The sequence below is a fragment of the Roseovarius sp. SCSIO 43702 genome (assembly GCF_019599045.1).
Taxonomy (GTDB): Bacteria; Pseudomonadota; Alphaproteobacteria; order Rhodobacterales; family Rhodobacteraceae; genus Roseovarius.
The window spans coordinates 1,603,095-1,616,232 of record NZ_CP080623.1 but is presented as its reverse complement, the minus strand read 5'-3'; the positions used below and the strand labels follow the sequence as shown (position 1 = coordinate 1,616,232).

The window sequence follows — 13,138 nt, the reverse complement described above, 5'->3', positions numbered from 1 at the left end:
TCATCCTCCTTCTGCGACGAGGGCGCCCGCCGGGGCGCCCTCGGGGGTTATCCGATCACGTCCTTCAGGATGTCGTGGACCATGCCGATATGCGGCTCGTCGATGGTGAGCGGCGGCGACATGGCCACCGAGTTGCCGATGGGCCGGATGCCGAGGCCCTTCTCCCATGCGGCCTGCGCGATCTGCGGCGCGGTGCGCTCCGCTTTGGGGTCGAACTCGATCGCACCCAGGATGCCCATGTTGCGGATGTCGATGACGTCCGTGCCGCCCTTGAGCGAATGCAGCATGTCCTCCCACACCGGCATCATCTTGCCCGCGTTCTCGAAAATCTCCTCGTCGCGATAGACGTCGAGCGTCGCGATGGCCGCGGCGCAGGCGAGCGGATGGCCCGAATAGGTGTAGCCATGGAACAGGTCCGGCATCGCCTCGGGGCCCTTGAGGAACGCCTCGCGCACCTTCGAGGTCGTGAACACGCCTCCCATCGGCACGGTCGCGTTGCTCATCCCCTTGGCAGCGGTGAAAAGATCGGGCTTCACGTCGAAATACTGGCTGGCAAAGGCCGTCCCCATGCGCCCGAAGCCGGTAATCACCTCGTCGAAGATCAGCAGGATGCCATGCTCGTCGCAGATTTCACGCAGACGTTGCAGGTAGCCCTTGGGCGGCGGGAACACGCCACCCGCGCCCGCGACCGGCTCCACGATCACGGCGGCGACATTGTGGCCGCCATGGGTCTCGCAAATGGCTTGCAGGTCGTCCGCCAGGTGCGCGCCCTTCTCCGGTTGCCCGCGCGAGAAACGGTTCTCGGGCAGAAGCGTGTGCCGCATGTGCAGCGCGTTGGGATAAAGCGTGCCGAACTGCCCCTTGTTGAGGCCGATACCGCCCACCGACAGACCGCCGAAATTGATCCCGTGATAGGCTTTCTGACGTCCGACAAGGATACGCCGCTGCCCCTCGCCCCGGTGCGTGTGATAGGCCAGCGCGATCTTGAGCGCCGTATCCACCGCCTCCGACCCGGAGTTGGTGAAGAACACATGGTCGTATCCCGGCGCCAGCGCCACCATGCGGCTCGCCGCCTGGAAGGCGATCGGGTGGCCCTGGTTGAAGGAATGGGCGAAATCCATCTCGGCGGCCTGCTTCTGGATCGCCTCGATGATATGCGGATGATTGTGTCCCGCGTTCGAGCACCACAGTCCCCCGGTCCCGTCGAAGATCTCGCGGCCCTCCGGCGTCGAATAAAAGAGTCCCTTCGCCTTGCTCACCAGCTTCGGCGCCTTCTTGAAGGTGCGCGACGCGGTGAACGGCATCCAGTAGCTGTCGAGATCGTTCGGAATGGGGCTTTGATCGTTCATGGCCGTGCGCTCCTGCGAAAAGGGGGGATTCGCTCGGCAGCTTGAGCCAACGGAGGCAAGGTTTCAAGAGAGCGCGGCGGGACCGCTCCGCGCGGCAGGGTTTGGACGGACCTGCCCGCGTTGGTCGATCAGGACGCCGCGTCGTCTTCCTCGGGCCGCAGCGGCCGCGCCTCGATCACCACGAAGGCCTGCGCCCACGGGTGATCGTCGGTGAGCGTGACATGGATGATCGCCTCGTGCCCCTCGGGCGTCATTTCGGCCAGCCGCTCGGCGGCCCAGCCGGTCACGGCCATGACGGGTTGGCCGGTGACGAGGTTGCTCACCGCCATGTCCTTCCACGCGATCCCCATCCGCAGGCCGGTGCCCAGCGCCTTGGAACACGCCTCTTTCGCGGCCCAGCGTTTCGCATAGGTGCCCGCCACGTCGCGCCGCCGCTCGGCCTTGCGCTGCTCCACCTCGGTGAAGACACGGTTGCGGAACCGGTCGCCGAAACGCGCCAGCGTCCGCTCGATCCGCTCTATATTGGCAAGGTCCGTGCCGATGCCGAGGATCATGCGCGCCTCACTCGATCCGCCCCGCGATCTCGCCCGTCGCCTGGTTGACCGTGAAGCGCAGGGTCGCGGGGTGATAATCGAGCCCGTCGAATTCCTTCGCCTGCATCGTGAAGATCAGCCCCACCGCCGGATCGTAGTCCGCCTCGAGCGTGTCGAAGGACAGCCCGGCGAACCCCATCCCTTCTCGACGGCTCAGAATGCGGCACTGCCGCTCGCCCAGCTCGTTGTAGGGCGGCGACAGGATCAGGACATAAAAGGCTGCCGCGGCCGGCTCTACCCTGTCCAGCAGCGCGATCCGCACCTTGCCTTGCGAGAAAAGCGCCGTGTTCTCGTCCCACGGCTCGACCAGCGCGTCGGCCCCCGCGCGCCAGTCGCACTCGCCGACCGTCTGCGCCCATCCCGCTCCGGCGCCGAGCACCAGCGCGCAAGCGCCCAGCAATCTCTTCATTCGCCCTCTCCGTCCTGTTTCATCCTGTCGAGGTGGTTCTTCGCACCCAACGCGAAAAGGAACCGGTTGCACAGCAGGTAGCCGATGATGCACCCCGCGAGCAGCCGCGCGGCGTCGGGGCTTCCGACCAGCGTCGCGAAGGCCGGCGCCGCCCGACCCGCCAGGTGGCCCAGCGATAGCGCCAGCGCCAGGGCGATCACCGAGGCCACCAGCGCGAACCGCCAGAGCGCGGCGCGCGGCGGCACGGCGCCCAAAATCCGCGCCGCCTGCCTGCCCTCGACAAGTGCGGCGATCATCGCCGGGACCATCAGGTGCAGCGTGACCATGAGGCCCACCACCTCGCTGCCCATCGCCCTTACCGAAAGCCCGATCACCAGCGCCGCCGCCAGGAAGACCAGCGCGTATCGCAGCGGCCAGGCCATCACGCGCGCGCCTTCTCCATCAACGCGCGCATCTCGGCGATGGCGGGCTTGAGCCCGGTAAAGATGGCCTCCCCGATCAGGAAATGCCCGATATTGAGCTCCATCACCTCGGGCAGCGCCGCGATGGGCATCACCGTGTCGTAGGTCAGGCCATGGCCGGCATGAACCTCGAGACCGAGATCGTGCGCCACCGTGGCCATCTCGCGCAGCGCCTCGAATTCGCGGTCGCGCGTCGCGATGTCGCCCTCGGCATGGGCGTCGCAATACGCCCCCGTATGCAGCTCGATCACCTCCGCACCGATCCGCGCGGCCGCCTCGATCTGGGCACGCTCTGCCCCGATGAAGATCGACACGCGGCACCCGGCCTCGCGCAGCGGCGCGATGTAGTCCGCAAGCCGCTTCTCGTCACCCGCGACCTCGAGGCCGCCTTCCGTCGTCCGCTCCTCGCGCTTTTCCGGCACGATGCAGACCGCGTGCGGCTTGTGACGCAGCGCGATTTCCTGCATCTCCTCGGTCGCCGCCATCTCGAAGTTGAGCGGCACGGTCAGCCGCGCCATCAGCGCGTCGATATCCTCGTCCCGGATATGGCGCCGATCCTCGCGCAGATGCGCGGTGATCCCATCCGCGCCGGCCTCCTCGGCCAGCACCGCGGCGCGCACCGGGTCCGGCACATCGCCGCCGCGCGCATTGCGCACCGTGGCGACGTGGTCGATATTCACTCCCAGCCTCAGCTTTCCGACAAACGTCATGGCGCATCCCCTTCCTGGTCCCGACTCTCGGCGCAGCCTAGCGGGTTTGTCCCGCGCTTGGCATCCCCCCTTTTTTGCCGGGCACGGCGCCTCACTCGGGCTTCTTCGCCGCTTTCTTGGCCGCCGCCTTTTCCTTCATCTCGGCCAGCTTGGCCTTGATCCGCCCGCTGCGGCGGTTCTGATAGGCCTGGATGAACGGAAGCGAGAAATAGTAGGCCGCCAGCCCGCAGATCACGCCCGGGATCAGCCCGCCGATCATGTAGGGAAAGAAAACCTCGTGCCAGAACTGCACGAGCGGCCCCCACTCGACCGGCTGGCCCGTGAAGACGGCGTAGATGTTCCAGAAGAAACTCTGGATCGCGTGCCAGAAAAGCTCGAACATGCCCTCGTCCACCTCGCCCGGCGGCGGCCGTCCCAGAAGCCAGTGCCCGGTCTCGAGCGACACCGCCGCGATCAACACGAAGGTGGGCGGGTTGCCCACGAATGTGGCCAGGAGCGCCGCAACGATATTGCCCCGCAGGATCCACGCAAGGATCGCCGACAGCACGAAATGCAAGCCGAAGAAGGGCGTGAAGGTGATGAAAACGCCCACGAAGATGCCGCGCGCGATACGATGCGGCGGGTCGGGCAGGCGAAAAAGCCGGTGGTTGAGGTAACGGATCGCGCGGCCCCAGCCCCCCTTCGGCCAGACAAGCGAGCCCAGCCATTCGAGCCAGCCCTGCTTATTGCGCCGCTTGAAAACCACCCTTGGGCTCCTGCCGTTCCATTGCCGCCGCGCTCCCCGCCGCGCGGGCCGGATCGCGATACCGCTCGACCGCCGCCACGTCGCTATCCGCCTCCAGCGTCGAGATCACGCTGTGCAACTGCTCGACGTCGCGCAGCTCCACGTCGACCATCATCCGGTAGAAATCGGGCTTTCGGTCGAAAATGGTCAGGTTCGAGATATTGGCCTTCCGCTCGCCTATCAAGGTGCAAATCCGGCCCAGGACCCCGGCGTCGTTGCCGATCGTGACATCGAGCGAGACGTTGTAGATCGGCGGGTGCGAGCCCGAATGCCACCGCAGGTCGAGCCACCGTCCGGGCTGTTCCTCGAAGGCGGCCAGCGCCTCGCAGTCGATCGCGTGCACGACGACCCCCTGCCCGCGATAGGTGATCCCCACGATCCGCTCGCCCGGCAAGGGCTGGCAGCACGGCGCCCGGTCGAAATGCTGATCCGGGCCAAGACCGATCACCGCGGCGTCCGAGCGGATGTCGTCCGTCTCCTCCTTGACGAGGTCGGGATAGACCGCGTTCACCACCTCGCGCGCGGTCAGTTCCGCGCTTCCCAGCCGCGCGAGGATCGAATCCGCCCCGCCAAGGCGCAGCGTGCGCGCCGCGGTCTCCAGCGCCTTGTCGGTGGCCTTCTTGCCCACATGCTCGAACGCCGCCCGCGCCAGCTCGCGGCCCAGCTTGATGAACCGGTCGCGATCCTGTTCCCGAAGGGCGCGGCGAATGGCCGACTTGGCCTTCCCCGTCGTCGCGATCTCGAGCCATGTGGCCTGCGGCATCTGGCCGTCGGCCGTGATGATGTCGACCGACTGCCCGTTCTTGATCCGGGTCCAGAGCGGCACGCGCATGCCGTCGACCTTGGCCCCGACGGTGGCATTGCCGATCCGGGTATGGATCGCGTAGGCGAAATCGATGGGCGTCGCCCCCCGCGGAAGCTTCACCACATCGCCCTTGGGCGTGAAGCAAAACACCTTGTCGGCATACATCTCGAGCTTCACGGCCTCGAGGAAATCCTCGTGATCCTCCTCCGCGTCGAACTGCTCGGTAAGCGAGCTGATCCACTTCGCGGGATCGACCGCGAACGGGTTCTCGACGCGCTCGCCGTCGCGATAGGACCAATGGGCCGCCACGCCGCTTTCGGCCACGTCATGCATCGCCTGCGTGCGGATCTGCACCTCGACGCGCTTGCCGTCCCGCCCCGACACGGTCGTGTGGATCGAGCGGTATCCGTTCGACTTGGGCTGGCTGATGTAATCCTTGAATCGCCCCGGCACCGCGCGCCACCTTTGGTGGATCGCACCCAGCACTGCATAGCAGTCGGCCTCGCTTCCGGTGATGATGCGGAACCCGTAGATGTCCGACAGGCGCGAGAAGCCCATCTGCTTTTCCTGCATCTTGCGCCAGATCGAATAGGGCTTCTTCGCGCGGCCATAGACCTCGGCCTCGATCCCCTTGGTGTCGAGCTCATGGCGCATGTCGCTGGTGATCCGCTCGATCACGTCGCCCGATTCCTTGCTCAGCGTGACGAAGCGACGCATGATCGACGCGCGCGCCTCGGGGTTGATGACGCGAAACGCCAGGTCCTCGAGCTCCTCGCGCATCCATTGCATCCCCATCCGCCCGGCCAGCGGCGCGAAGATGTCCATCGTCTCGCGCGCCTTCTGCACCTGCTTCTCGGGCTGCATCGCCTTGATGGTGCGCATGTTGTGGAGCCGGTCGGCGAGCTTCACGAGAATCACGCGAAGATCCTTCGACATCGCCATGAAAAGCTTGCGGAAATTCTCGGCCTGCTTGGTTTCGCTGCTGGACAGCTGGAGGTTCGTGAGCTTCGTCACCCCGTCCACGAGATCGGCGACCTGGCGCCCGAACCGCTCTTCTATCGTCGCGTAGGACGCGCGCGTGTCCTCGATCGTGTCATGCAGAAGCGCGGTGATGATCGTCGCATCGTCAAGCCGCTGGCTCGCGAGGATGGCGGCCACGGCGACGGGATGGCTGAAATAGGGCTCGCCGGAATACCGCGACTGCCCCTTGTGCATCTCCCGGCCATACTCATAGGCCGCACGGATGAGCTTTTCGTCGGTCTTGGGATTATAGGCGCGGACGAGCGTGATCAGGTCTTCGACCGGAATGGGAATCATGCGTGCTCACCCCGCGCCGACGGGGCCGGGTCAGCCCTGGCCCTGTGCCTCCATCAGTGCCCGAAGCAGTTTTTCCTCGGACATGTCGTCATCCTGCGGCTTGTCGCTCTCGCCGCCCATGAGCAGGGCCATGGAATCCTCTTCCGGCTCGTCCACCTCGATCTCGGTCTGGTTCGACTCGATCAGGCGCTCACGCAGATCCTCGGCGCTCTGGGTCTCCTCGGCGATCTCGCGCAGGGCGACGACGGGGTTCTTGTCGTTGTCGCGATCCACGGTCAGCGGGGACCCGGCCGCGATCTCTCGCGCGCGATGGGCGGCCAGCATCACCAGCTCGAAACGGTTCGGAACCTTGTCGACGCAATCTTCTGTCGTTACGCGGGCCATGTGACCTCCGGTATGGGCATGTATCAGAAGCCCCGTATCTACGCCCCCGAAAAGGGATTTACAAGCGCCGAATCAGCGTAAAACAACCTCTTCCAGCGCGCTGGCCGGGAGGGCCGCAATCATCTCCTCGACGCTGCGCCCGGTGACCGGATGCCGCCAGCGCGGCGCCACGTCGCGAAGCGGGACGAGGACGAAGGCGCGCTCCTCGAGCCTCGGATGCGGAAGGACGAGACGCTCGGGCGCGACCTCACGCTGCCTCTCGGCCGGAAGCGCGCGCCACGCAGCATGCGTCTCCGCATCGGGCAAGACCAGGTCACCCATCGCGATCAGGTCGAGATCGAGCGTCCTGCGCCCCCAGCGCGTCTCGCGTTTGCGGCCGAATACATCCTCGATCTCGTGCAGCACCGCCAGAAGCGCTTCGGGCCCGCCCCCGAACGTGACCCTTGCGGCGGCGTTCACGTAATCCGGCCCGGCTCCGGGCGGGAAACAGGGCGTGTCATAGAACCCGCTCACCGCCTCCACATCCACGGCCCGCGCGCCCAGCCGCTCCAGGGCCGCGCGCAGCGTCGCCTCCGGTGGTCCCGCCGCGGATCGCAGGTTCGCCCCGAGTGCGATCAGGACCGGGTGCTGTGACGTCACGTGCATCTTTGGGCTGTTTCCCGCCGGAACACTTGTCGTTTTCGATCCGAAAATCTACCTAGGTGCAAACCGTGCCTCAAATCCACTCATCTTCCCCCGGGGCAGTTTTACGGTTTTGCCGCATTCGAAAGGACATTTTGATGTTTTACAAGGACGAACGGCTCGCGCTGTTCATCGACGGATCGAATCTTTACGCGGCGGGCAAGGCGCTTGGATTCGACATTGATTACAAGCTGTTGCGAAGCGAATTCATGCGTCGCGGCAAGCTTCTGCGCGCCTTCTACTACACCGCGCTGCTCGAGAACGAGGAATACTCACCGATCCGCCCACTCGTCGACTGGCTGCACTACAACGGGTTTTCCATGGTTACAAAGCCGGCCAAGGAATACACCGACAGCCAGGGACGCCGGAAGGTCAAGGGCAACATGGACATCGAGCTCGCGGTGGACGCCATGGAGCTTGCGCCGCGCGTGGACCACATCGTGCTCTTCTCCGGCGATGGCGATTTTCGCCCGCTCGTCGAATCGCTCCAGAGGCAGGGCGTGCGCGTCTCGGTGGTCTCCACCATCCGGAGCCAGCCGCCGATGATCTCCGATGACCTGCGCCGGCAGGCCGACAATTTCATCGAACTCGACGACCTCAAGGAAGTGATCGGCCGCCCGCCCCGCGATACCGGCTCCGACACGTCGCGCAACTACGCCGAAGAGGGCTGATCCGCAGGCCGGGCCAGCCCGTCACGCCGCTCCGAACACCTCTTCCACGATCCGCCCGGCCACGCCGAGGCCGTGGGTCATGCCCTGACCGTTCGTCATCGTCACCGCGGTGACACCCTCCGCTGGCTCGAGGGTCAGCACATCCCGCCCGTCCAGGACCGCGTATGCGCCCATCCACCGCTCCGCGATGCGCGGTTCGGGCAAGGGCACCAGACCCTTCAGCACCTCCAGCATCCGCCGGTCCACATCCTCGTCCCGCACCTCCGGCCCCGTGCCGTAATGGTGCGAATCGCCCAGGGTGACGCTGCCATCATCCTCCTGCACCGCGATCAGGTGTATCCCGTCGGCGATCAACTCCGCCTGATGCGCGGCTTGCTGCGCCTTCAACGCGGCCAGCGACGGCAGATGCGCGAAGGCGGCGTAGCGCGTCAGGCTCAGCCCACCCAGGACGAAGGGCGCAAGCCGCCATCCGGCGGGCTGCGGCGCCGTGCGCATCATCTGCAACCGGCAGCGGCTCACGCCGGTGCGAGCGAACGCCTCGGGGAAAAGCGTCGCGAACTCGTCGCCGCCGCACAGGATCACCCGCTCCGCGCGCCATGCGCCCCCGGCGGTCTCGACCTCGCCCCCGTTCACGCCAAGCACCTCGGCGCCGAAACGGAAGGTCACGCCGTGACGCCGGGTGAGCCAATCGGCCATCCGCGCCATCGCCTCGCGCTGGTCGAGCTTCCACGCGTCCGGGCTCCACCCGCCCCCCAGGATCCCTTCGGCAACCGGCACGCCCGCGCGCCGCTCTAGCGCGTCCCGCGCCACGGGCGCGACATTCAGCCGCGCATCCGCCGCCGCCTCGTCCAGCACGTCCATCTCCTCAGGCGTCCGCGCGAGGAAAAGAGCCCCTGCCTGCCTGAGCGGAATATCCGCCTCGGCCGCGATCTCGCGCCACAGGTCGAGTGTCCGGACGGCGCGTTCCCGCTCGGGGCCGGGCGCCTGCGCCACGAGCGCGAGCATTCCGAAATTCCGCACCGACGCGCCACCGGCCCGCGCCGAACGTTCCAGCACCGCCACGCGCAGCCCCCGGCGTGCGGCCTGCCACGCATGCGCGAGCCCCAGCATCCCCGCCCCCACGACGACCAGGTCGAATTTCTCCATGAGCTCCCTCCGCGCCCGTGCCTCGCAACCCTGCGCGGGGTCGCGCGCCAAGGTCAATGCCCCGGCACGGGTGGACGCGACCGCGGCCAGGCATTATCTGCAACCTCATGAGCACGAAGCCCCCCCTCACCCTCTACCTCGCCGCGCCGCGCGGCTTCTGCGCGGGCGTCGATCGCGCCATCAAGATCGTCGAGATCGCGCTCGAGAAATGGGGCGCGCCGGTCTACGTGCGCCACGAGATCGTGCACAACAAGTACGTGGTCGACGATCTGCGCGCCAAGGGCGCCGTCTTCGTCGAGGAACTCGACGACTGTCCCGCCGACCGCCCCGTCATCTTTTCCGCCCATGGCGTGCCGAAATCCGTCCCCGCCGAGGCCGCGCGGCGCGAGATGATCTTCGTCGACGCCACCTGCCCGCTCGTCTCGAAGGTTCATATCGAGGCCGAGCGCCACAATGCCGCGGGCCTCCAGATCATCATGATCGGCCACGCCGGCCACCCCGAGACGGTAGGCACCATGGGCCAGTTGCCCGACGGCGCCGTCCTGCTGGTGGAAACCGTGGACGACGTGGCGCGGGTCTCAGTCGATGATCCGGCGCGGCTCGCTTACGTGACCCAGACCACGCTCTCCATCGACGATACGGCGGATATCGTCGCCGCGCTCAAGGCGCGCTTTCCGTCCATCGTCGGCCCGCACAAGGAAGACATCTGCTACGCCACCACCAACCGGCAGGAGGCCGTCAAGGCCATCGGCGCCAAGGCCCAGGCCATGCTTGTCGTGGGGGCACCCAACTCGTCCAACTCCCGCCGCCTGGTCGAGGTGGGCGCCAAGGCCGGATGCAGCTATTCCCAGCTTGTCCAGCGCGCCGCCGACATCGACTGGCGCGCGCTCGACGGGGTGCGCTCCATCGGCGTCACCGCCGGCGCCTCCGCGCCCGAGGTGCTGGTGGACGAGGTGATCGACGCGTTGCGCGCCCGGTTCGACGTGACCGTCGAAGAGGTCGAGACCGCGACCGAGAACGTGCATTTCAAGGTGCCCCGCGTCCTGCGCGAAACCGCCTGAGCCCACCCCGAAACAGGCCCCTTCAGTCCGCGAAGTCCGCCGGACAGTCGAGCGTGAGCGCGTAGTCGACCCCGTCGACCGTGCCCTCGAGCGTCACGGGAAATTCCTCCACCTCGACGGTCTTCCCGAATTGATGGGTCGCATCGCCTGTCCTGACCTCGATGCTGGCCACCCTGCCGGGCAACGCGATCTCGACCCCCGGCGCATCCGCACCGTCATGCGTGCGCACCACGGCGATGGGCGCCTTCTCGCACAGGGCGGGCATATCGAGTTCCGTGCCGCCGAACTGACCCGACACATGGCCATTCGGATCCGCCACCGGCTGGGCCGCGGCCGAGCCGGCCCAGGCGAGAATTGCAAAAGTCGCAAGACGATGTTTCATTCAAGATCTCCTTCTTTCGTCCGAATCCACACCAGCCAGGCCCCCACGGTCAATCCCGCCCCGGCAAAACTGCGATTTTTTGCCCCGTTTTCCTGCAAGAAAACGCCCCCGCCGACCCGCGCCACCGCGCGGATGGTGATTTCCGTCAAGATTGCCCTATCCCTTCACTCATGACACCCGACCCGACCCCTCCCGCAACGACCCTCCCCCGAGCACCCCTGCTCCTCGGGCTCGCGGGCCTTCTGCCCTTCCTGTGGGGCGTCGCCACGCTCTATTCCGAGCCGCTCGGCAACTGGACCACCGCCACGATCGGCCCGCGCTTCGTCGGCCCCTACGTGGCGCTCTTCTACGGCGCGGTGATCCTTTCCTTCATGTCGGGCGTGCTCTGGGGCTTCGCCACGAGGCTCGATGGCCGCCGCGCCGTGCTAGGCTACGGGCTTTCGGTTCTGCCCGCGCTCTGGGTGTTCTTCACCACGGGCGGCGGGCCGGACAGGGCGGGGCTTGCGCTCATGGTCGGGTTCCTGGCCATTCTTCCCCTCGACTGGCTCTTCGCCCGCTGGGGCGCCGCGCCGAACTGGTGGATGCCGCTCCGCCTCCTGCTCACCGGCGTGGTCCTCGCCTGCCTCTTCGTCACCATCACCGCATGAGCATCGACCGCGAAACCGTCGCCGTCTATGACGCCCGCGCCGCCGACTACGCGCAACGCTTCTCCACCGGCGCGCAGGACACCGCCCTCGCGGCCTTCATCGCGGCGCTCCCCGAGGGCGCGACGGTTCTCGATCTGGGGTGCGGGCCGGGGCGCGCGGCGGCGGCGATGGCCGATGCGGGCCTCTGCGTCACCGCCACGGATGCCAGCGCCGAGATGGTGCGCCTCGCCGGCGCCCATCCCGGCGTGACCGCGCGTCAGGCCAGCTTCGACGACATCGACGGCCAAGACCTCTACGACGGGATCTGGGCCAACTTCTCGCTCCTCCACGCCCCGCGCGCCGATCTGCCCCGCCACCTCTCGGCGCTCCGGCGCGCGCTGAAACCCGGCGGGCTCTTCCACATCGGCATGAAGACGGGCACGGGCGAGGCGCGCGACGCCATCGGCCGGCTCTACACCTACGTTACCGAACCCGAACTGACATCGCTCCTGCGCGACGCGGGCCTCGTGCCCTTCACCTCCCGCAGCGGGGTCGAGACCGGGCTCGACGGCACGCCCGCCCCGTGGATCACGATCACCAGCAGGGGCTAGGCTTGCATCGCACCGCGATTCCCGGCACAGCACGCCCCATGATGACCAAGTCCCGCCCCCGCCATGCCTGACCTCATCGCCTATACCGACGGCGCCTGTTCCGGCAATCCCGGCCCCGGCGGCTGGGGCGTGCTGATGCAGGCGCGCGAGGGCGACACCGTCGTCAAGGAGCGCGAGCTTTCGGGCGGCGCGGCCGTCACCACCAACAACCAGATGGAACTCATGGCCGCCATCACCGCGCTCGAGACGCTGAGCAAACCCTCGACCGTGACCATCGTGACCGACAGCCAATACGTGAAGAACGGCGTCACCGGCTGGATCCACGGCTGGAAGCGCAACGGCTGGAAGACCTCGGCGAAGAAACCCGTGAAGAATGTCGAACTGTGGCAGCGCCTCGACGCCGCCGCGGCACGCCACGACGTGACATGGGAATGGGTCAAGGGCCACGCGGGCCACCCCGAGAACGAGCGCGCCGACGCGCTCGCCCGCGCCGGGATGGCACCCTTCAAGACGGGAGCGGGAAAATGACCCCGCTGGCGCTGCTCGACTACGGCGCGGTCGCGGTCTTCGCGCTGACCGGCGCCCTGGTGGCGAGCCGCGCACAGCTCGACATCGTGGGCTTCGCCTTCCTCGCGGCGCTCACCGGCGTCGGCGGGGGCACGGTGCGCGACGTGCTGCTCGACCGCTACCCGATCTTCTGGGTCGACAACCCCGACTACATCTTCATCGCCGTCGCGGCGGCCGTGTTCATCTTCTTCACCGCCCACCTGGTCGAGAGCCGCTATCGCTGGCTGCGCTGGCTCGACGCGCTCGCGCTCGCGGTGGCGGCGCCCGCCGGCGCGGGCTTCGCGCTCCAGATGGGCAAGCCCGCGGTGATCGTGGTGTTGATGGGAATGGCGACGGGCTGCCTGGGAGGGCTCATGCGCGACGTTGTGGTGCGACAGGTGCCGCTCGTCCTGCGCGAGGGCGAACTCTACGTGACCGCCGCCTTCGCCGGGTCGCTCGCGGCCGTCATCGTGGCCGATCTGATGGATGACCCGGTCCTGGCCCTTGGCGCCTGCGGCGTGATCACCTTCGCGCTCCGTGCGGGCTCGCTCGCCTTCGGCTGGCGCCTGCCCGTCTACCGAACCCGCCCGCCCCGCTAGGCC

General features: G+C 67.4%; 18 protein-coding genes. 6 read left to right on the top strand and 12 right to left on the bottom strand.

Annotation, left to right across the window (positions count from 1 at the left end; all coding sequences use genetic code 11):
* Positions 1-47: 47 nt before the first annotated feature.
* From K1T73_RS07930 to folK, 9 genes are all read right to left on the bottom strand, one after another.
* Complete coding sequence (locus K1T73_RS07930; protein ID WP_220603385.1) at positions 48-1,349, bottom strand: aminotransferase class III-fold pyridoxal phosphate-dependent enzyme; 1,302 nt, start codon at positions 1,347-1,349, stop codon at positions 48-50.
* A 128-nt stretch (positions 1,350-1,477) separates the two neighbouring features.
* Positions 1,478-1,903 (bottom strand): holo-ACP synthase, encoded by a 426-nt coding sequence (gene acpS / locus K1T73_RS07925; RefSeq protein WP_220603384.1) that lies wholly within the window; start codon positions 1,901-1,903, stop codon positions 1,478-1,480.
* Between the two features lie 7 nt (positions 1,904-1,910).
* Positions 1,911-2,351, bottom strand: coding sequence for a hypothetical protein (locus tag K1T73_RS07920; RefSeq protein ID WP_220603383.1), 441 nt, complete (start codon positions 2,349-2,351; stop codon positions 1,911-1,913).
* Positions 2,348-2,773 carry an ABZJ_00895 family protein gene (locus tag K1T73_RS07915; RefSeq protein ID WP_220603382.1) on the bottom strand — a complete coding sequence of 142 codons (426 nt, stop codon included), beginning with the start codon at positions 2,771-2,773 and terminating at the stop codon, positions 2,348-2,350. Before K1T73_RS07915 ends, K1T73_RS07920 begins: the two co-directional genes overlap by 4 nt.
* Positions 2,773-3,522 carry a pyridoxine 5'-phosphate synthase gene (locus K1T73_RS07910; protein WP_220603381.1) on the bottom strand — a complete coding sequence of 250 codons (750 nt, stop codon included), beginning with the start codon at positions 3,520-3,522 and terminating at the stop codon, positions 2,773-2,775. Before K1T73_RS07910 ends, K1T73_RS07915 begins: the two co-directional genes overlap by 1 nt.
* 91 nt (positions 3,523-3,613) lie before the next feature.
* Complete coding sequence (locus K1T73_RS07905; RefSeq protein WP_220603380.1) at positions 3,614-4,267, bottom strand: DUF2062 domain-containing protein; 654 nt, start codon at positions 4,265-4,267, stop codon at positions 3,614-3,616.
* Entirely contained in the window at positions 4,245-6,428 is a 2,184-nt protein-coding gene (locus tag K1T73_RS07900) for a bifunctional (p)ppGpp synthetase/guanosine-3',5'-bis(diphosphate) 3'-pyrophosphohydrolase (RefSeq protein WP_220603379.1), read from the bottom strand. The genes K1T73_RS07905 and K1T73_RS07900 overlap by 23 nt, the downstream gene beginning before the upstream one ends.
* A gap of 30 nt (positions 6,429-6,458) precedes the next feature.
* Positions 6,459-6,812, bottom strand: coding sequence for a DNA-directed RNA polymerase subunit omega (gene rpoZ, locus K1T73_RS07895; RefSeq protein WP_220603378.1), 354 nt, complete (start codon positions 6,810-6,812; stop codon positions 6,459-6,461).
* Between the two features lie 72 nt (positions 6,813-6,884).
* Positions 6,885-7,457 (bottom strand): 2-amino-4-hydroxy-6-hydroxymethyldihydropteridine diphosphokinase, encoded by a 573-nt coding sequence (gene folK / locus K1T73_RS07890; protein ID WP_220603377.1) that lies wholly within the window; start codon positions 7,455-7,457, stop codon positions 6,885-6,887.
* A 134-nt stretch (positions 7,458-7,591) separates the two neighbouring features.
* Here folK and K1T73_RS07885 point away from each other — a divergent pair, with 134 nt between their 5' ends.
* Positions 7,592-8,164 carry an NYN domain-containing protein gene (locus tag K1T73_RS07885; RefSeq protein WP_220603376.1) on the top strand — a complete coding sequence of 191 codons (573 nt, stop codon included), beginning with the start codon at positions 7,592-7,594 and terminating at the stop codon, positions 8,162-8,164.
* A 21-nt stretch (positions 8,165-8,185) separates the two neighbouring features.
* Here the strand turns inward: K1T73_RS07885 and K1T73_RS07880 are convergent, their stop codons facing one another.
* On the bottom strand, positions 8,186-9,310 hold the full coding sequence (locus tag K1T73_RS07880; protein WP_220603375.1) for a TIGR03364 family FAD-dependent oxidoreductase: 1,125 nt from the start codon (positions 9,308-9,310) through the stop codon (positions 8,186-8,188).
* Positions 9,311-9,417: 107 nt separating this feature from the next.
* Between K1T73_RS07880 and ispH the strand changes: the two genes are divergently transcribed.
* Positions 9,418-10,371: a 4-hydroxy-3-methylbut-2-enyl diphosphate reductase gene (gene ispH, locus K1T73_RS07875; RefSeq protein ID WP_220603374.1), complete on the top strand. Its 954-nt coding sequence runs from the start codon at positions 9,418-9,420 to the stop codon at positions 10,369-10,371.
* 22 nt (positions 10,372-10,393) lie between these two features.
* Here ispH and K1T73_RS07870 read toward each other — a convergent pair whose 3' ends face one another.
* Positions 10,394-10,753: a hypothetical protein gene (locus K1T73_RS07870; protein ID WP_220603373.1), complete on the bottom strand. Its 360-nt coding sequence runs from the start codon at positions 10,751-10,753 to the stop codon at positions 10,394-10,396.
* Complete coding sequence (locus K1T73_RS07865; protein ID WP_220603372.1) at positions 10,750-10,902, bottom strand: hypothetical protein; 153 nt, start codon at positions 10,900-10,902, stop codon at positions 10,750-10,752. The genes K1T73_RS07870 and K1T73_RS07865 overlap by 4 nt, the downstream gene beginning before the upstream one ends.
* A 21-nt stretch (positions 10,903-10,923) precedes the next feature.
* Here K1T73_RS07865 and K1T73_RS07860 point away from each other — a divergent pair, with 21 nt between their 5' ends.
* From K1T73_RS07860 to K1T73_RS07845, 4 genes are all read left to right on the top strand, one after another.
* Entirely contained in the window at positions 10,924-11,400 is a 477-nt protein-coding gene (locus K1T73_RS07860) for a DUF3429 domain-containing protein (RefSeq protein WP_220603371.1), read from the top strand.
* Positions 11,397-11,990 carry a class I SAM-dependent methyltransferase gene (locus tag K1T73_RS07855; RefSeq protein ID WP_220603370.1) on the top strand — a complete coding sequence of 198 codons (594 nt, stop codon included), beginning with the start codon at positions 11,397-11,399 and terminating at the stop codon, positions 11,988-11,990. The genes K1T73_RS07860 and K1T73_RS07855 overlap by 4 nt, the downstream gene beginning before the upstream one ends.
* 63 nt (positions 11,991-12,053) lie before the next feature.
* Positions 12,054-12,518 carry a ribonuclease HI gene (gene rnhA, locus K1T73_RS07850; RefSeq protein WP_220603369.1) on the top strand — a complete coding sequence of 155 codons (465 nt, stop codon included), beginning with the start codon at positions 12,054-12,056 and terminating at the stop codon, positions 12,516-12,518.
* Positions 12,515-13,135, top strand: coding sequence for a trimeric intracellular cation channel family protein (locus K1T73_RS07845; protein WP_220603368.1), 621 nt, complete (start codon positions 12,515-12,517; stop codon positions 13,133-13,135). Before rnhA ends, K1T73_RS07845 begins: the two co-directional genes overlap by 4 nt.
* Positions 13,136-13,138 lie beyond the last annotated feature (3 nt).